Origin of the sequence: Pseudomonas sp. JZ134 (genome assembly GCF_051027695.1) — a bacterium.
Classification (GTDB): Bacteria; Pseudomonadota; Gammaproteobacteria; order Pseudomonadales; family Pseudomonadaceae; genus Chryseomonas; species Chryseomonas luteola.
The window spans coordinates 112799-131324 of the sequence record NZ_CP069251.1 but is presented as its reverse complement, the minus strand read 5'-3'; the positions used below and the strand labels follow the sequence as shown (position 1 = coordinate 131324).

The following is an 18526-nucleotide window of genomic DNA, read 5'->3' as shown; positions in this document are numbered from 1 at the left end:
GGACCACAAGCCTATCACTTCACCTCTTCATATAAACACCTTATGGCCTCTTGCCATATCGGTAGCCTGAAAGAGCGCTTGATGGATGCGTCTACTATCAAAAGAGATCCAGCTGAACATCGATCAACCTGGCGAACCGGTCATTCACGAAAGGCAGGATAGCGTCAGCGATGGGCTTGAGCTGGCGCTCGATGTAATGGTCATAATCCACCGGCGATCGACGCGCTTCGAGCGGTTCCGGGCCGGCTTTCGTCATCAGGTAACTGATCCATCCGCCGTTCTGGTACTGCCTCGGTCGACCTTTTTCGTCGTTGTAAGCATCTGCCATGCGGGCCGCTCGTACATGCGGTGGCACATTGCGCTGGTAGTCATCCAGGCGACGGCGCAGGCGCTTACGATAGACCAGCAGCTCGTCCAGTTCGCCTGAGAGGGTCTGGCTGACATAGCGCTGGACGTAATCCTGGTAGGGCTCGGCATTGAAGATGCGTAGATAAAGCTCCCGCTGAAAGCGCTGGGCCAATGGCGACCAGTCGGTGCGTACCGTTTCGAGCCCTTTAAAGACCATCTCGTCCGTGCCGTCAGCGCCTTTTACCAGCCCCGCATAGCGTTTTTTACTACCCTCTTCAGCACCGCGAATGGTGGGCATGAGAAACCGATGGAAGTGCGACTCGAACTGCAACTCAAGGGCACTGGCAAGGCCGTAGGTCTCCTGTAGATGCTCGCGCCACCAACGATTGATGAGTTGGACAAGAGACTGACCTATCTGCTGAGCCTCGGCCTCGGCATGGGGCCGACCGAGCCAGACAAAGGTCGAATCGGTATCGCCGTAGATGACGGTATACCCCTGGGCCTCGATCAACTCGCGCGTCTGGTGCATGATTTCATGTCCGCGCATCGTGATTGATGACGCAAGACGGGTATCGAAAAATCGACAGCCGCTTGATCCCAATACACCGTAAAACGCATTCATGATGATCTTTAGCGCTTGGGAAAGCGCCTTGTTCTGTTCCCGCTTGGCCGCCTCACGCCCTTCCCACACACGCTCCACCATCGCGGGCAGACAATGCCGGGTACGGGAAAAGTGCGCACCCTTGAAACCAGGAACAGCGTAGTCATCGCCGGGTTGGCGCAGCCCCTCGATCAGCCCCACCGGGTCAATCAGAAAGGTCCGAATAATCGACGGATACAGGCTTTTATAATCCAGTACGAGCACAGAATCATACAGCCCGGGCCGCGAGTTCATGACGAACCCTCCCGGGCTCGCCTCCGGCACCTTTTCGCCCAGATTGGGCGCCACGAAACCCTGCCGGTGCATGAGTGGCAGGTAAAGGTGCGTAAAGGCTGCCACCGAACCCCCGCTACGGTCTACCGGCAGGCCCGTTACGCTGGCTCGCTCCAACAGGAAAGGCAGAAGCTCCGTCTTTTCAAAGATGCGGGTAACCAGCTCGCAGTCCTTGAGGTTGTAGCGTGCAAGCGAAGGTTTATCCTGCGCGAACATGCGATTGATCGATGCCATCCGTTGATAGGGATTATCGATGGCCTTGCCTTCGCCCAAGAGGCTCTGGGCAACATTCTCCAGGCTGTATGAGGAAAAGGACCACGTAGCTGAACGCAACGCTTCAATTCCATCGAGTATCAACCGTCCCGGTGCTGATACGAAATAGTGCCTATGTTCGCTCCCCTGCTCCCTCCATTCGACGGCCTCGTCACCACGCCCCAGCATGAGCGGCATTCCGAAGCGTTGCGCATGCTCCCGCAGGATGCGTAGGTCGAACTGTACGAGGTTCCACCCAATAATGGCGTCGGGGTCATGCAAGGTGAGCCAACCATTGAGCCGCTCAATCAGCTCGGCACGTGTCTGGCAGTATTCCAGACAGAAATCAACGGCCTCGGTGTCACCGTTGGCGGGTCCGAGCATATAGACCTGCCGCTGGCCACACCCGTGCAGACCTATGCAATACAGATCGCCTCGTTCGTTGGTTTCGATATCCAGGGAGACCAGTTTTAAATGCGGTCGGTAGTCAGGCGCGGGCTTGAGCTGGGCCTGCAGGACTGCGCCGTGCGCGTCAGGAGTACCGGTGAACCAGACAGGTGCTGTAATGAAGCGCTCCATCAGATATCGCTCGGGTGGCCGGATGTCCGCTTCGTAGATATCCAGCCCGGCGTCCTTGATCTGTCTGGCAAGCTGGATCAGCTGTCGATGCTGGTGGCAATAAAGCCCCAGGACTGGCCGATGACGAAAATCGGACAGCGCCAGCGGGCGTAGTTCCACCTCCCGCTCGTGCTCAATCAGTCGACGAATCGGCTCAACCTGTTCCAGCGGCACAAATGCCACGGAACGCTGCATGGCCAGGCGTACCCGCCGTGGTCCCTGATCGGTCGCCAACCAGAACTCTACTTCCGTACCGGCCGCTGTATCACGCCAATGGCGGGTCAGGACGAAACCCTGTTGTAGATCCACCGCTACTTCCTCAGTACTAACCGCCGCATTCTACCCAGTTGCCGCGTCATGCCTGTATTGGTAACTCACGTGAACAAGGGATAGAGTTGGATACATGCGCCACTTGCGTTGGGAATCTTTTCGCGTCAGGGAGAAGCCAATGATACAAATTGCTGTGATTTCATAGCTCGCCGGTGGTCAGTACCGAAGAGAACACCCTGCACTACACGATCGCCTCGGCGATCATCATCCTGATGTTACACGCGTTAGCGTGGTGGTATTCGTCATAAGGAATCAAGCATGGCTCCAAGACACGTTATCAATGCCTCCGTCAGCCCCAAGGGGAGCCTGGAAACACTTTCGCAACGCGAAGTACAACAACTGAGTGCTGCCGGTTCAGGAAGCGTCTACACCCTGTTCCGCCAATGCGCCTTGGCGATCCTCAACACAGGCGCCCATAGCGATAATGCCAAGACCATTCTTGAGGCTTATCAGGATTTTGAGGTTCGCATCCATCAGCAGGATCGAGGCGTACGGCTGGAGCTGATCAACGCACCGGCAGATGCCTTCGTCGACGGCGAAATGATTGCCAGCACTCGTGAGATGCTGTTCAGTGCACTACGGGATATCGTCTACACCGAAAGCGAGCTGGAAAGCGTTCGGATCGACCTGAATACCTCGCAAGGCATTACCGATTACGTATTCCACCTGCTACGTAATGCCCGCACCCTGCGACCCGGCGTGGAGCCCAAGATGGTTGTCTGTTGGGGCGGCCATTCAATCAGCACCGAGGAATATAAGTACACCAAGCGGGTCGGTCATGAATTGGGCCTACGCAGCCTCGATATCTGCACTGGTTGCGGCCCGGGCGTGATGAAAGGCCCGATGAAGGGCGCCACGATTGCCCATGCCAAGCAGCGGATTTTGGGTGGTCGCTATCTGGGTCTGACCGAGCCAGGCATCATTGCCGCCGAAGCCCCCAACCCGATCGTTAACGAGCTGGTGATCCTGCCGGACATCGAAAAGCGTCTGGAGGCTTTCGTACGGGTCGGCCACGGCATCATCATCTTTCCAGGCGGAGCAGGCACGGCGGAAGAGTTTCTCTACCTGCTCGGGATTCTCATGCACCCCGAAAACGCCGGTCTGCCTTTCCCGGTGATCCTGACCGGCCCAAGCAGCGCTGCACCGTACCTGGAACAGCTACATGCCTTCATTGGCGCCACATTGGGCGAAGCGGCGCAAAAGCATTACAAGATCATCATCGATGATCCCTCTGAAGTGGCGCGTGAAATGGCCAAAGGTCTCAAAGCCGTCAAACAGTTCCGTCGCGAGCGTAACGATGCCTTTCACTTCAACTGGATGCTCAAGATTGAAGAGGGCTTCCAGCGCCCCTTCGATCCAACCCATGAAAATATGGCGAGCCTCACCTTGAGCCGCGAGATACCGCCCCATGAGCTGGCCGCCAATCTGCGTCGGGCGTTCTCAGGCATTGTGGCAGGTAACGTCAAGGACAAGGGTATCCGGTTGATCGAGCAATACGGTCCCTACACAATTCATGGTGACCCGGCCATCATGAAACCGCTGGATCATCTGTTGCAGGCCTTTGTGGACCAGCATCGGATGAAGCTGCCCGGTGGCGCGCCCTATGTACCCTGCTACCGTGTCGTCACCTGAGCCAGATCTGGGAGAGCAGCCCATGCTCTCCCAGCCCTCGAACAACAGGATGTTCCACGTCCGCTCACCCGTCATCCTTTTGTCATATTCTTTGGCTTTACTCAGCGATTTATTACTCCTCCGTTTTGGGCTGGCATGGATCAATCGCTGCTTTCAGGCGTGCAATACTCTGACCTTTCCGGAATCCTGTATGGATTCATATTCCGCCCCGGCGAGCCTGGCGAACAGATCGACACACTTCGAGTAACGGAGACACTTGAGCGACTAGAGGAGCGAGACGAGTTTGTCTGGTTGCATCTGAACCTGGCCCATGCCGCTTGCAAACGCTGGATGATGACCCACCTGAATCTGCCCGACTACTTTTTTGAAATCCTGAGTGAAGGGTCACGCTCTACTCGTCTTGAACATGTCGATGCAACCCTGCTCGCGGTTGTCAACGATGTCGTCCTGAACTTCGGACAGGCTTCCTATGATGTAGCCACGCTGTATGTCTGTGCCAACCGGCGCATGCTGATCAGCGTACGGCATCAACCGCTTCGTTCGGTAGACCGCCTGCGCGCGGCGGTCAAGAAGGGCGAGGGTTTTCGCTCCCCGCTGGAACTCCTGATCCACCTGTTGCGTGACCAAGAAGAGGTACTTACCCAGATCGTTCGAGAAACCAACCTGAGTGTCGATCGTATCGAAGACCGCCTACTTTCTACCCGACTTGCCGACAACCGCGCCGAGCTTGGCAACATGCGTCGTACCCTGGTGCGTATCCAACGCCTGTTGGCCTTAGAGCCTAACTCCCTGATGCGGCTGCTCAATCGCCCGCCGCGCTTTCTCATGGAGGAGGATGTAAGGGAGCTGCGGGCAGCGACCGACGAGTTTTCACTGGTTATCAGCGACTTGGCCGTGCTGATTGAGCGGATCAAACTCATTCAGGAAGAAATCGCCGCACAGATCAACGAACAAACCAGCCGCACCCTTTTCACCCTGACACTGGTCACGGTGCTGGCCTTGCCAATCAATATCGTGGCAGGTTTCTTTGGAATGAACGTGGGCGGCATCCCCCTCGCCGATGCGCCTCACGGCTTCTGGATATTGGTCATCCTGGTTGCCAGCTTTACCTTATTGGCAGGGCGCTGGGCCTTCAGGAAAAGAAACGACTATTGAGCGTCCCATTAGCGCTGGCTGACCCCGGCGATCAAGGGTGTTCCGCTAACCGGATCCGTCAATAGAACACAACGGACGCCATATAAGGTCTCAACAAGCTCAGGGGTGACAATGTCGGCCGGGACACCTTCAGCAATAATACGACCAGACTGCATGGCGACCAGATGATCGGCGTAGCGGCAGGCCTGAGAGAGGTCATGTACCACCATGACCACCGTCTTGCCCGCATTGGCCAGCATGCGAATCAGCTCAAATACCTCCAGTTGATGCCCAAGATCCAGTGCAGAGGTTGGCTCATCAAGCAGGAGTAGCGGTGTCTGCTGAGCAATGGCCATGGCAATCCAGGCACGCTGGCGCTGCCCACCCGACATCGAATCAAGGGGCCGCTCGGCCAGTTCAATCAGATCCGCTGCTTTTAATGCCGCATCAACAACAGCTTCGTCATCTGTAGACCATTGCCTTAGCAAGCCCTGATGAGGCTGCCGGCCAAAGCGGATGAGGTCAGATACGGTCAATCCATCCGGTGCGCTGGCATCCTGGGGCAGCAGTGCAAGCTGTCGAGCGACCTGCCGGGAAGGCAGCTCACCGATGGCCTTCCCATCGAGTAGAACCGCACCCGCACGCGGCTTGAGCAGGCGAGCAAGACCCGCCAGAAGCGTAGACTTCCCGCACCCATTGGGCCCTACAATAGCGGTGACCCGCCCCGGCTGGATTCTAAGATTAAGCCCATTGATAATGGTCGTCTGACCATGAGAAAGCTCGAGAAGACGGGTCTCCAAAATAACCGAATGCTCGTTAGTCGCCATCAGCAACGGTGAAACAGTACTACTCATAACGACTTCCGGACAGGTTGACGCAATAAAATCCAGAGCAGGTAAGGTCCGCCGATGACAGCAGTCACTACACCTACTGGAATTTCGATAGGAGCAAACCAGGTTCTTCCTACCCAGTCTGCCAGGATCATCAGAAGGGCTCCTGCTAATGCAGAGGTCACGATAGGGACACCGCGTTGTCCGACCAGATAGCGGGCCGCTTCGGGTGCCAGCAAGGCGATAAGCCCAACAGGACCGGCAACCGCGACCGCTAATGCCGTGAGCAGAACAGTTAGCATAAGAATCTGTACCCGGGCCAGGCGTATACGCACGCCCAGCCCGATGGCGACCGAATCGGAAAATCTAAGAACCGCTAAGGTGCGCCCCAGGATCTTGGCTAGCGGTAAACCTATCAGCAAACCAATAGCCAATAGTTGAACCGAGGCTGGGGAGCGTGCGTTAAGACTGCCAACCGTCCAGGGATAGGCCTGGTTGGCCGCATCGATGGACGAACGTGCCAGCATCAGATTAGTCAAGGCGCCAAACAATGCACCAACTCCGATTCCAACAACAATGAAGCGATACCCACGTGCGCCTGCACCACCGCCCAAGGCAAACGCCATGGCCGCTGCGGTTGCCGCACCACTCAAGGCAAGGGCTGATGGCGCGAGGCTTGTCGAGACAGCAACGATGGAAGCGACAGCAAAGGCCGTTGCACCATTGTCGATACCAATAACCCCGGGCGTTGCAAGCCGATTACGTGCCAGGGTTTGTAACATGCACCCTCCCAACCCGAATGCGGCCCCTGTCAAAAGTCCAGCCAGGAGCCGGGGAAAGCGAAGCTCTTGAATCAAAAATAAATGCATGGGATCGCCGTGCCCGATGACAGCCTTCAGCGCCAGCCAGGGATTAAGCCCGGTTACGCCATACGCCAGGCTGATACCGCTCATGAGGATCAACAGCACCGTCAGGCACAGCGCAACGACACTGCCTCTCCGCGAGACGAGTACACTCACCTGACGGCCTGCCTGTAGCCACCAAAACCGAGCTGTAACTGGAGATGAAAAAGGTTTGGTCATAGGGAAGGCAGGCGATGTTGACGGACGACTATCATCAGGATTGGCGCACCGATGAAGGCAGCCACAACACCAATGGGAAGCTCGTAAGGTTTGACCAAAAGGCGCGACAAGATATCAGCCAATAGCAGCACCGCGGGCCCCAGGACAAGTGATAATGGAAGGACACGGCGGACATCAGGCCCGACCATTCTCCGCGCCAGGAACGGCACAACCAATCCGACAAAGCCAATAGGCCCAGCTACTGCAGTGGCAGTCCCTACTAAAATGGCAACGCCTAGTAGTGCGATCAATCGGGTCAATTGAGGGTGATGCCCTAATCCAATGGCCATACGCTCTCCCAAGCTCAAGGCGGCCAGGGGTCTGACCAAAGGGGCCACGACCAACAGGCCTGCCAGTGTGCCCGGCAGCGCCCAGGACAGGGTATCTGCGGGCCTGCCTGCCAAGGCGCCAATGACCCAAAACCGAATTTCATCGGCAGTACGCTGGTCATACAGGAGCAGTAAGGTACTGGCGGCGCCCAGAATTCCTGTGAGCGCCATTCCCGCCAGGATCAAGCGAACAGGGTCGGCGTCAAATCCGCGCACTTGAGTCACCGCCACAACGAGCAGACATCCAAGCATGGCTCCAGTAATGGCCATGCCAAGATTGACAGTAGCTGCGCTGGCGCCGAGCGCAATGGCAACCACCATGGCAAAGGATGCACCAGCGCTGACACCCAGGAGTCCGGGCTCCGCAAGCGGATTGCGGGTTGCCGTTTGCAAAACGGCTCCACCAACGCCAAGGGCCATACCCACCAGAAGTCCCAATAACGTGCGCGCCCCACGCAGCTCGAGGACAACAAAGCGAGCTTCATCGTCCCCACCCCCAAGCAAGACATTGATGCTACGGAGCACGGAAACTTCCCCAGCACCAAGCAGCAAGCTGGTGAGCAGAATCACCAGCAGCGTTAGACAACAGGCAATGAACGGACCACCCAAACGAGGCGAAGCGGACACCTTCATTTGAGAATGATACGTTCCACGTCATCCAGTACATGCTCAGCAGCCAGCGGACCTGACCCGCTGCTCCACACCTGCCCATCAACCGTGGCCACCTGCTTCGCCTGAACGGCCTTCAAGCGAGTAAAGGCAGGCTGTTTGCGAGCAGCCTCCAAGGCCTCATCACCTTTCTCATTCAAGGTAGCCAGGAAAATCCAGTCTCCATCAGCGCTTGACAGATTCTCAAGGCTCAAGATATCGCTATGAGGACGATCTTTGAGCTCTGAGGCCAGTTGCGTACTGGCAAAGCCTAGTTGCTCCAGTAACTGGCCTGCAAAGAGATGGCTCGACATGACCATCGGTCCCTGTGGATTCCAACGAACGACCGACAACACTTGCCCTGGTTTGACTTGCGTCTTTAATTTGGCAACACGCTGGTCTATCTGATCGAATTGCTTTTTCAATTCATCACTACGGTTGAGCGCCTGGGCATAAAGCTCTGCGTTGGCTCGCCAGTCAGCTAACGACTCCCCTCCTTTTGGTACTACCGTCGGAGCAATCAGGCTAAGTTTGGCATATTGTTCTTGCGGTAAATCCTGTCGCGCCAGGATAAGGTCCGGCTTCTGGTTGAAAACTGCTTCCAGATTAATTTCACGAGCCGTACCCACGATAGCGGGCTGCCCCGCCTGATCCTGCAGATAGTTTGATACGCTGGTGCCACCACGACTCGCCAGCGTAGCGACTGGTTTAATACCTACTGCCAGCGCGGTATCCATAGCCGCCTCATCCAGCACCACGACCCGCTTAGGTGTATCCGGGGTTTTCAGCTCGCCGTGGGCAGTGGGAACAGTAGCCGCCAAAGCCGAACCTGCCGTGGTAGTTAGCACGAGACTGCACAAAAGAACACTAAGACGGAAAATACTGGAATCAACACGCTTCATGACACAACTCCACAATAGAAATACGGCACGGGCGGCGGGTTAGCCAGGCGGCCCGATTTAATAACATTAAAACGAGGCGGTAAAGGAAGCAAAATACGCACGACCCGGCTCGTTGTATGTAACCGCACCGGCGCTCGAAGCGTTGCCCTCTCGATAGATGCGCTTGTCGAACAGATTATTCACACCAAAACGCACTTTGTAATGCTCATTAAACTCATAACCACTGCTGACGCCTACCAACGTATACGGATCAATGTCCTTCTGGGCAGCAGCCTCATAATCCGTATTGGTACGCCGAGAGTATGAAGGAGCCTCCTGCTTTCCGTAATGGGTAACATTAAGCTGTGCAGAGAGTTTTTCAGTGACGTACCAGTCCAGCGTACTGTTGATGGTGTATTTGGGAATAATGCTCAAGGGGTCGCCTGTCTGCTTATCCTTGGATTCGATCATATAGGTGAAGTTAGTGTTCCAATCCACGGTATCAGTCAGCGGAATGAACAGGTTGCCTTCAACCCCTTGGACAACCGCCTTACCGGTGTTCTCCCACTCCAGTACACGAGGCCCGGTGTCGCCCAATCGATAGATAAATTCGTTTCCGCCCACGATTTTGTTTTTGTAATCGTTACGGAAATAGGTCGCACTGGCTCTCCATGTTCCGGCGTCATAAGCCAGACCCAGCTCCTTGTTAATGCTGATCTCAGGCCTTAAGCTTTCATTACCGACCAGATAACAGCCTCCGTTGCCAGACGTAATCGCTGTACAGCCATTACCACGACTGTACAGGAGATAGTTTGGATTGCTCTGATACAGATTCGGTGTTTTGTAGGCACGCGCGATCCCACCCTTGAACGTCAGTCGGTCCGTGATCTCATGGGACAAGTTAAGACTTGGGCTCCAATTATCACCATAGGTCTGATGGTCATCGAAGCGTAGTCCAGGGGTCAGCACCGTCCGGTCTGTAACCTGCACATTATCTTCGACATAAAAGGCGTAGCTGTTGGCTGTCGTCTTGGTCTGGGTGCGATCAAAACCTGCTATCTGGCCAGGCTCAGGATCAGAAGACTGAGCGCGCAGAGAACCAGGGTCACTTAGCGACTCGTGTAAATACTCGGCGCCAATGGTTAAGACCTGTGGCATTGCGCTGTCGATAGGCAGATCAAGATTGCCAAAGGCGCGGGTATTGCGCAGGCGCGACATAAACGCGCCATCCCCCTCACTTGGCCCACCCTCTGTACGGCCTGAAAGTCCCTCGTTCAGACGCCAGTTGCGGGTGTAATCATAGGAAAGGCCCAGTGTGGAATTACCCCAATCCCACGTTCCCTTATGCTTCAACGTAAAGCTGGAGCGCTGCAATACATTGGTTTCATGGCCATACAGACTTCGAACAAAGGCATCGTTGCCGCCGGAGTTATTGAGCATCGTATCGCCGGCATAAATGTTGCCCTGGCGGCTGTAGGAAGTTTCAAAATCGAGGACTTGCTGCGGATCAAGTTGCCAACTGAGTAGCGCATTGATGTCCTTGTTGCGTACGCCTTCCCGACCCGCCGTGACACTGCCTTCCGAGGCCTGATGTCCTTCATTGATGCTCAAAGCATCTGCATCAGTCCTGGCGATATTGCCATAGACTCGAAATGCCAAAGCTTCCGTCAACGGACCGCTCAGGTTGAAATTGGCACGGCGTCCGTTGCCTTCGTCGCCGCTTTCGGGTTCCAGGGCATAAAACGTCATCGAGCCATGCCATTGCTCCGTAGGACGCTTGGTAATGATGTTGATGACCCCACCCATGGCACCGGAGCCATAACGGGCCGCCGCCGGGCCACGCAGGATTTCGATACGCTCGACTTCTTCAGCTGGAACCCAGTTCGTCTCACCCCGCGTATCACGGTCACCGTCCCAACCATAGCGGACGGCATTTCGGGAGGTACTGGGCAGGCCATCGATCAGAATCAGCGTGTTCTCAGGCCCCATACCTCGCAAGTCGATTTGCCGATTGTTACCGCGCGCGCCACTGGCACTGTTGCCTGTGAGATTGACACCGGGCTGGCGCCGGATAATCTCCGACAGATCATTGGCCGGTGGTTGCCTGGCAATATCCTCTGCGGTAATCACTGAGTAACCCAAGGCCTGCCTGGCCTCTTCCTCGGCGGTACCCATAACCGTGGTAGCTTCCATCTCAACCGGCTCGCTGGAGCCATACTGGGCAAGCGCAAGGCCGGAATGGCTGGCAAGAACCCCACACAGTACGATGCTCAGTCGCGTGGATGAATGAGGAATACGCAGCATGACCAACTCCTGTTCTACAAATCTCGAAACGAGACCGCTCCAAAGTTGGCGCAAATGCTATTCATTCCCATTTGAGAAGAAAGCTTTTTTACAATCTATACAATTTCAGCAGCAGGCAAGCGCACGGTCACACGAAGCCCTGGATTGCAGTTTTCAGCCCAGATAGCGCCGCCCTGGATCATCAGTGCCGATCGGGCGATGGAAAGACCCAGGCCGAATCCGTCACCGCCAGGCCGGGCACCATTGAGCCGGGTAAACGGCTCGAAGATGTAGTCGAGCGCACCTTCTGCAACCCCCGGACCTTGGTCTTGTATCCACAGCAACCACTCGCTGCCCTCATAATGCCCCCCCAGAATCACATATCCTCCTTCCGGTGAGTGACGAATCGCGTTGCGCAAGAGGTTTTCCAGGGCACGGGCCAGACTATTCAAATGAGCCTGTACATAGCAATTGTCTGGTAAGCGATATACAAAAGCGTCTCGTGACCAACCCGTCTCGAAACAGGCATCCTCAATGAGAATATTCCAGAGTGACTGCATGCTGATCGGCTCGCATAGTAACGAGGGTCTATCTGTATCCAGCCAGGCCAGCTCCAGTGTGGTCTCGACCAGCTCCTGCATACCGGCTAACTCACGCTCAAGGCGGGCACGCAACGTATTCGCATCCTCGGAGGACTCGCACAGCACACGCAGCCGTGACAGCGGTGTGCGCAGCTCATGGGACATATCTCGCAGAAGTCGTTGCTGGTAGTCGACATGACCTTCCAGCCGCTCCGCCATGTGATCAAAGGCGCGTCCCAGCTCACCCAGCTCATCGCTGCGAGCGCTTACGCCGATTGTAGGCTTTCTGCCTGAGCGACAAGCAGAGGATGCCTGCTCTTGGAGCCATCTCAAAGGCACCATGAGCTGACGATAGAGCAGAACACATAACAGAAACATGGTAGCCATGGGAAACAGCCCATGGATCACCAGACGGCCCAGAACGGAAGGCTTGCCGGACCACATGCGCTCGGGCAATTCCATTGCCAAACGGCCCGCTTCAGGATGTTGAGGAAATGGAATATCCATTACAGGCAATTCAGTAGCACGGCCACTCAACGGCCAATCCAGACGGCGCATAAAGCTGAACCGATCGGCATCACCAGGCGTCAGGGCGCGCTGACCTAACGGCTGATAAAGACGATCAACTGCTACAGCCCAAACCTGTTCTCCCTCTCGGATACGTCGTAATGCAGTTTCAACGCCCTCCTTGCCTTGTGTCCTCCATGCCTGCTCAACGGAAGCAGCATAATTCAGCAGTTCCTCTTTATCGGCTTGTGCCAGTTCGTAATGACTGTGCTCCATGCTGCGTCCCCAGCTTAAGCTCAGCCAGACGATGACCAGACAGGCGGCGATGGTAAGACCAGACAGCTTCCAGAACAGGGAATGCCGATACGGGAGTCGTATCATGAAGACGAACACACCAGCACGTAGCCTTTCCCCCAGGCTGTACGAACTTCGCAAGCCGAGTAATCAATGCTCTGGAGCTTGCGGCGAATATGGCTGACATGCATGTCAAGACTACGATCGTAGCGTGAGTAGGCACGTTGCAGAGCTTCCTGATACAACACTGGTTTGCTGAGTACCTCTCCAGCGTGCCGGTTCAATAGCTCGAGAATACGAAATTCCGTTGTGGTCAGTTCCGCCCATTGCCCCTTATAAACCACATCGGTCCGGATAAGATCGAAGTACAGCTCTCCCTGCACGGTTGGCGCTGTCTCCATGGCCGAGCGCTCAAACGCAATGCGCCGGAGCAGCGCTCCGATTCGCACATCCAGCTCCGCCATGCTAAAGGGCTTGGGTAGATAATCATCTGCTCCCTTTTGAAAGCCGACGATACGATCAGACTCGCTACCCAGCGCCGAGACCAGGATAACCGGCACGGCACTATAGGAACGAATCTGCTCCAGTAGGTGAAGCCCATTGCCATTGGGTAACAGAATATCCAGTACTACCAGATCGAACACCTGCTCTTTCAACAGTGCGGCGACTCGACAGGCATCACTGCATAGCACTACCGCATATCCCCTCGCCGATAGCTGAGCCTGCAGGTGCATACCCAACACCGGATCGTCTTCAACGACAAGAATATTGAGCAGGGAAACAAAGGAATTCATAGCGTTTGGGGAACAGCCAAAGGGTTTCAAAAGTACCCGTCCGAGGCTTTTTTCACGTAGACAGGTGTTAACACTGATGTTAACTCGAAAGCAGAAGAAGGGTATTGCTGCTCGTTAAGATACCCGGGCGGATCTTAATTAATGTCTTAAAATCGCCTGGATAAGGATATCGCAGTGCATATCCTTATCCATATAAGCCATGGATAAAGATCGAACTCAAGACTTGCGGCTGGCTTGGTACAAGGGCATCACCTTGGGGACGGCTGCTTGAATCGAGGCCATGCGGCTCTCATCAGAGGGATGCGTGCTCAGAAGCTCAGGTGTCTTGTTGCCCATCCTGGCTGAGGCTTGTGCAAATTTCTGCCAGAGGCTCAACGCCGCATTGGGGTTATAGCCCGCCCGGGCAGCCAACTCCAGGCCAATCAGATCTGCTTCATTTTCATTTGATCGACTGAACGGGAGAGATAAACCAACTTCCGTTACCTTATTCGCAATTTGCATTGACGATTGGTTAAGGCCCAGCAAGGCGCCACCAAGGCTTTGGCCTAGTTGCAATGCATACGCCCGAGACATTTTTTCCCTGCTGTGCTCACGGAGCGCATGGGCAATTTCATGCCCCATTACCGCTGCAAGCTCATCATCGGTAAGTTTTAGCTGTTGGATCAGACCGGTATAAACAAAGATCTTGCCGCCCGGACCGCAGTTGGCATTGAGTTCATCATTTTTGACCAGGTTGACCTGCCAATCCCAGGCAGCAGCATCGGGACGGAAGTAGCTAACCCTGTCGATCAGCCGCTTGGCAATTGTACGGACACGCTTGCCCTCTGCTGTCTCGTTGGCGAGCGCACCGGATGATTTGGCCTTGTTGACTGAACTGGAATACGACTCTGCGTACATCTGATCAACCTGCTGGGCAGACAGCATGCTGAACATGTATTGCTTACGCTCGACCCCTACTGCTCCGCCACTGGTTGTATTGACTACCTGGCAGCCAGTAAGAAAAAGCGAAAACGAAAGACCCGTTATGAATAAGACACGACGCATATGCTTTCCCTAGCGTATGTTGAGCCGACCTACTTGTCAGCACGATAAATGAATCAAAAACAGCCTATGGCTGGTGCGTTAGTGTAATCGATTTAATTTCTAGAAACATATACCACCGCCGGATGAATAATTGACGCAGGCGCAAGCGAGGCCGTAAAGCAGAAGCGATACGGCGTCGTGGTATCGGAAAGGTTATCGCTCGATCAAAATCTTCAAGGTTGAAGCGCGCTCCGCATCCCAGTACGGCAGGGCCTGCTCGGCATCCTCGAAGGGAAACACCTTGGAAATCAGATCATCTGGAGAGTGATCCAAGGTCTCCAGATAGCGAACGACGGCTGTAAAGTCTTCGGCTGTTGCATTACGGGAGCCCATGATGTCCAGCTCCTTCAGATTGAACAGTTGCGTCTTGTAGGAAACCGGCTCCTTGGCGTACCCCACGTACACCACACGTCCAGAAAAGGACACGATATCGATCGCCTGGGTAAACGTGGCCGGCAGGCCCACACATTCGATGACGACATCAGCCCCGTCACCGTCAGTCAGTGCTTCGATCTGCTTGTCCACATGACCAGACGAGGCCACGATTGTGTGTGAAGCACCGTATTTACGCGCCATTTCGGTCTTGGTCTCGGAAACATCCATCGCGATGACTGTTGCACCCCGTGACACAGCTCCGGCCACGGCGCCCATGCCTATCATTCCACAGCCAATGACCACCACTCTGTCCCCCTTGGCAACCCGCCCGCGTCTCGCGGCATGGAAACCTACCGATAGGGGTTCAACCAGCGCCAGGTGCCGTGCTGGCAAGGTATCGTTCAGGATGAGCTTCTCGTAGGGCAGTACGATCTGCTCGGCCAACCCGCCGTTCTGCTGAACGCCGAGTGTCCGGTTCGTCTTGCAGGCATTCACGCGTCCCTGACGGCACGAGGTGCAGTGACCACATGCAGTGTAGGGCACCACAATGACGCGCCGCCCTGCACGATAGTCCAGCGGTACGCCCGGTCCTGCCTTGATGATCTCTCCACCGATCTCATGGCCAGGAATACGAGGCAGTGCCACCAACGGATTCAACCCTTTATAGGTATTGAGATCGCTACCGCAGAGTCCTACATGGCGAACCGCTACCTGAACCTCTCCAGGCCCTGGCTCGATGGCCTCGACCTCATGGAAGCGGCACTGCAACTCCTGTTCGATCATGAGAGCTTTCATAGGGATCCTTTCATTGTTGTGATTATCAAAGGTTTCGCCATTGTGAAACGACGTTTCATTTTAGAGTCTACTGTCAGGGGTCGGATCGTCAAGGTGCATATAGCGTTTACATTCAGCCAGGAATATCACCCTGCCTTGCAACATAGTCGTCAAGTTCTGGTCACATGAGTCGATTACCTTCAAGGTAGATCCAAGGGACTGCTGACTTGCCGGGTTGACCTGGCTCAACTTCCTACGAAGTAAGCGATAAATATGCGTTTTTGTAATACGGCCATCATTGAATCGTCATGCATATCGCATTACGCTCAGATGGTCGAAATCACTGGATTAACTCATGCGTGACGAAGCGTGCTCAGAAGGGCTAACGCGACTGGCTACCTCAGCGGTAATGAGAGGACGGCCTGAAAATGAAATTCTGGGTTGGATGCTGAACAACGGTATTCGTCCCTCTGCAGCCATCAAGGCGTTAACAAAGGCCAAGCGCCAGCGTCAGGAGTCAGGCTTGAAAAAGCTTAAACTCTCACTGGTATGCCTTTTTACCCTGATGTTCTCCACTGCCATTCTTAACATGGTGGATCTCTTGAAGTTCTAATGCAGAACCGGTTGGGCCGAATGACAGTATGATCGACGGCCCACTTCGTACTTTATCGATTCGCCAAATAAAGCTGGCAGCGTGCATTATCTGTATGCATATACAGATTTCGATTGCCTCTGCGCTGCGGTTTTAGCATGCTTACGCTATTGTTGATTTGAATGACGATAGCTATGCGGCTCTTCCTGTGCGAAAAACCTTCCCAAGCCAAAGACATTGCCAAGGTGCTGGGCGCTACTCGCCGTGACGAAGGCTGCTGGACAGGCCCGCAGGCCACTGTAACCTGGTGCATTGGCCACCTGCTTGAAACAGCCCCGCCAGATGCCTATGACGATCGGTATAAGCGGTGGAATCTGCAAGATCTGCCGATCATCCCGGAAAAGTGGAAAATGCTCGTCAAGCCCAAGACCGCAAGCCAATTCAAGGCGGTCAAAAGGCTGCTTGGCGAAGCCCGGGAATTGATCATTGCAACAGACGCTGATCGCGAAGGCGAGATGATTGCCCGCGAATTGGTCGAACATTGTCGCTACAAGGGACCTATCCAGCGTCTGTGGTTGTCGGCGCTGGATGATGCTTCCATTCGTAAAGCGCTGGCTACGCTAAAACCCGGCGCCGATACCTTCAGCCTCTATCATTCGGCGTTGGGTCGCTCGCGTGCCGACTGGCTGATCGGCATGAACATGAGCCGTCTGTTTACATTACTGGGCCAACGGTCAGGGTACCAGGGCGTCCTGCCCGTAGGACGTGTGCAAACCCCTACCCTGCGACTGGTAGTCGACCGTGATCGCAGCATTGCCAACTTTGTGCCTGTACCGTTCTGGGCAATCGATGTGCTGTTATCTGCCGAGGGCCATCAGTTTACGGCCCAATGGAAGGCTCCTGAGGATGTCTGCGACGATCAGGGCCGCTGCCTGCGCCAGGATATCGCCCAGAGTGCAGCAGAGGCGATGCGCCAGACAGACACTGCTCAGGTGGTGAAGGTACAGACCGAACGCATGCGTGAGCTTGCTCCATTGCCGTTTGATCTGGGCACGCTGCAAGAGGTGTGCTCGAAAAAGCTTGGCCTGGGCGCCCAGGAAACGCTGGATATTGCCCAGGCGCTATACGAAACCCATAAGGTCATTACCTATCCGCGCAGCGATTGCGGCTATCTTCCCTTGAGCCAGCATGGCGAAGCCCCTGCCATCATGGCGGCGCTTGAGCGCTCCGACTCCTCCCTTCTGCCTCTCAAGGCGCACCTGGACCTGAGGCGCCGCTCGCGGGCTTGGAATGATGCAAAGGTCAGCGCACACCACGGCATCATCCCAACCGCAGCTATCAGCAGCCTGGATCGACTGACGGGCAAGCACAAGGCAGTCTATACCTTGATCCGCGCCCGCTACCTGGCGCAATTTCTCCCAAACCATGAGTACGACCGTACTCAAGCCGATTTCGACTGCGCAGGACAGTTGCTCAGGGCTGTAGGCAAGCGCATCGTCGAGCCAGGCTGGAAGCGAGCCCTGCCGGAAGCACTTACGCCAGCAAAGGGAAAGGAAGCGCCAGCACCACAGCCGCTGCCCATGCTTTCCAAAGACCAGTTATGCGCTGTGGTGGATGTTCAGCTTAAAGACCTTTGGACACAACCGCCCAAGCCCTTCACAGAAGGTGACCTGATCAAGGCCATGAAGAATGTAGCCAAACTGGTGGACGACCCCAAGCTCAAGCAAAAACTGAAGGACACCACAGGTATTGGGACGGAGGCGACACGCGCCGGGATCATTCAGGGGCTGCTGGACCGTGGTTATCTGACCAAGCAGGGTAAGGCGTTGGTCGCCACGCCTGCTGCCTTCAGCCTGATCGACGCTGTGCCTCGGGCTATTGCCGACCCCGGTACGACCGCTATCTGGGAGCAAGCGCTGGATATGGTTCAAACCGGTGAGATGAGCCTTGAAGAGTTCGTGACCAAGCAATCCGCCTGGATGAGCAAGCAGGTCGAGCGTTGCATGGGGTTGAACCTGACCTTTAGCGGGCCGGCTATTCCAGCGGGGCGTAAGTCCACGCCGTTCAAGAAAAAGCGCAAGGCGGCTCCGCGCAAGGCCTCAACCAAGACGGCACCAGGTAATGGCAAGCGGTCACGCCAGCCTGTCAGTCCGGCTTGATAAGAGGACACATCCGGTCACCTAGCG

The 18526-nt window shown here is 55.4% G+C and carries 14 protein-coding genes; 4 read left to right on the top strand and 10 right to left on the bottom strand.

What is annotated here, in order from left to right; genetic code table 11:
* Positions 1-97 precede the first annotated feature (97 nt).
* Positions 98-2461 (bottom strand): DNA polymerase II, encoded by a 2364-nt coding sequence (locus JQR86_RS20035; protein WP_434155287.1) that lies wholly within the window; start codon positions 2459-2461, stop codon positions 98-100.
* A gap of 279 nt (positions 2462-2740) precedes the next feature.
* On the opposite strand from JQR86_RS20035, the gene ppnN reads away from it, so the two are divergent.
* The gene (gene ppnN, locus JQR86_RS20030) at positions 2741-4114 is read left to right on the top strand and encodes a nucleotide 5'-monophosphate nucleosidase PpnN (RefSeq protein WP_434155286.1); all 1374 of its coding nucleotides are present in this window, start codon (positions 2741-2743) and stop codon (positions 4112-4114) included.
* Between the two features lie 135 nt (positions 4115-4249).
* Positions 4250-5269, top strand: a complete 1020-nt coding sequence (locus JQR86_RS20025; RefSeq protein WP_434155285.1) for a transporter — start codon at positions 4250-4252, stop codon at positions 5267-5269.
* Positions 5270-5277: 8 nt separating this feature from the next.
* Here JQR86_RS20025 and JQR86_RS20020 read toward each other — a convergent pair whose 3' ends face one another.
* From JQR86_RS20020 to JQR86_RS19980, 9 genes are all read right to left on the bottom strand, one after another.
* Entirely contained in the window at positions 5278-6102 is an 825-nt protein-coding gene (locus JQR86_RS20020) for an ABC transporter ATP-binding protein (RefSeq protein WP_434155284.1), read from the bottom strand.
* The gene (locus tag JQR86_RS20015) at positions 6099-7160 is read right to left on the bottom strand and encodes a FecCD family ABC transporter permease (RefSeq protein WP_434155283.1); all 1062 of its coding nucleotides are present in this window, start codon (positions 7158-7160) and stop codon (positions 6099-6101) included. Before JQR86_RS20015 ends, JQR86_RS20020 begins: the two co-directional genes overlap by 4 nt.
* Positions 7157-8161, bottom strand: a complete 1005-nt coding sequence (locus JQR86_RS20010) for a FecCD family ABC transporter permease (protein WP_434155282.1) — start codon at positions 8159-8161, stop codon at positions 7157-7159. The genes JQR86_RS20015 and JQR86_RS20010 overlap by 4 nt, the downstream gene beginning before the upstream one ends.
* Positions 8158-9078, bottom strand: a complete 921-nt coding sequence (locus JQR86_RS20005) for an ABC transporter substrate-binding protein (RefSeq protein WP_407363667.1) — start codon at positions 9076-9078, stop codon at positions 8158-8160. Before JQR86_RS20005 ends, JQR86_RS20010 begins: the two co-directional genes overlap by 4 nt.
* A 66-nt stretch (positions 9079-9144) precedes the next feature.
* Entirely contained in the window at positions 9145-11361 is a 2217-nt protein-coding gene (locus JQR86_RS20000) for a TonB-dependent siderophore receptor (RefSeq protein WP_286786775.1), read from the bottom strand.
* A gap of 95 nt (positions 11362-11456) precedes the next feature.
* Entirely contained in the window at positions 11457-12809 is a 1353-nt protein-coding gene (locus JQR86_RS19995) for a histidine kinase sensor domain-containing protein (protein ID WP_434155278.1), read from the bottom strand.
* Positions 12806-13516 carry a response regulator transcription factor gene (locus JQR86_RS19990; RefSeq protein ID WP_019364546.1) on the bottom strand — a complete coding sequence of 237 codons (711 nt, stop codon included), beginning with the start codon at positions 13514-13516 and terminating at the stop codon, positions 12806-12808. The genes JQR86_RS19995 and JQR86_RS19990 overlap by 4 nt, the downstream gene beginning before the upstream one ends.
* A 216-nt stretch (positions 13517-13732) precedes the next feature.
* Positions 13733-14560 (bottom strand): M48 family metallopeptidase, encoded by an 828-nt coding sequence (locus tag JQR86_RS19985; protein WP_010798940.1) that lies wholly within the window; start codon positions 14558-14560, stop codon positions 13733-13735.
* A gap of 192 nt (positions 14561-14752) precedes the next feature.
* Complete coding sequence (locus tag JQR86_RS19980; protein ID WP_434155277.1) at positions 14753-15769, bottom strand: zinc-binding alcohol dehydrogenase family protein; 1017 nt, start codon at positions 15767-15769, stop codon at positions 14753-14755.
* Between the two features lie 334 nt (positions 15770-16103).
* On the opposite strand from JQR86_RS19980, the gene JQR86_RS19975 reads away from it, so the two are divergent.
* Positions 16104-16361 (top strand): hypothetical protein, encoded by a 258-nt coding sequence (locus JQR86_RS19975; protein ID WP_010798938.1) that lies wholly within the window; start codon positions 16104-16106, stop codon positions 16359-16361.
* 173 nt (positions 16362-16534) lie between these two features.
* Complete coding sequence (locus JQR86_RS19970; RefSeq protein ID WP_434155464.1) at positions 16535-18499, top strand: DNA topoisomerase III; 1965 nt, start codon at positions 16535-16537, stop codon at positions 18497-18499.
* The last annotated feature ends 27 nt before the right edge of the window (positions 18500-18526 follow it).

Excerpts from the sequence above, each read along its gene's own strand:
- ppnN (WP_434155286.1), top strand. The coding sequence starts at position 2,741 with ATGGCTCCAAGACACGTTATCAATGCCTCCGTCAGCCCCAAGGGGAGC.
- JQR86_RS20025 (WP_434155285.1), top strand. The coding sequence starts at position 4,250 with ATGGATCAATCGCTGCTTTCAGGCGTGCAATACTCTGACCTTTCCGGA.
- JQR86_RS20020 (WP_434155284.1), bottom strand. The coding sequence starts at position 6,102 with ATGAGTAGTACTGTTTCACCGTTGCTGATGGCGACTAACGAGCATTCG.
- JQR86_RS20015 (WP_434155283.1), bottom strand. The coding sequence starts at position 7,160 with ATGACCAAACCTTTTTCATCTCCAGTTACAGCTCGGTTTTGGTGGCTA.
- JQR86_RS20010 (WP_434155282.1), bottom strand. The coding sequence starts at position 8,161 with ATGAAGGTGTCCGCTTCGCCTCGTTTGGGTGGTCCGTTCATTGCCTGT.
- JQR86_RS20005 (WP_407363667.1), bottom strand. The coding sequence starts at position 9,078 with ATGAAGCGTGTTGATTCCAGTATTTTCCGTCTTAGTGTTCTTTTGTGC.
- JQR86_RS20000 (WP_286786775.1), bottom strand. The coding sequence starts at position 11,361 with ATGCTGCGTATTCCTCATTCATCCACGCGACTGAGCATCGTACTGTGT.
- JQR86_RS19995 (WP_434155278.1), bottom strand. The coding sequence starts at position 12,809 with ATGATACGACTCCCGTATCGGCATTCCCTGTTCTGGAAGCTGTCTGGT.
- JQR86_RS19990 (WP_019364546.1), bottom strand. The coding sequence starts at position 13,516 with ATGAATTCCTTTGTTTCCCTGCTCAATATTCTTGTCGTTGAAGACGAT.
- JQR86_RS19985 (WP_010798940.1), bottom strand. The coding sequence starts at position 14,560 with ATGCGTCGTGTCTTATTCATAACGGGTCTTTCGTTTTCGCTTTTTCTT.
- JQR86_RS19980 (WP_434155277.1), bottom strand. The coding sequence starts at position 15,769 with ATGAAAGCTCTCATGATCGAACAGGAGTTGCAGTGCCGCTTCCATGAG.
- JQR86_RS19975 (WP_010798938.1), top strand. The coding sequence starts at position 16,104 with ATGCGTGACGAAGCGTGCTCAGAAGGGCTAACGCGACTGGCTACCTCA.
- JQR86_RS19970 (WP_434155464.1), top strand. The coding sequence starts at position 16,535 with ATGCGGCTCTTCCTGTGCGAAAAACCTTCCCAAGCCAAAGACATTGCC.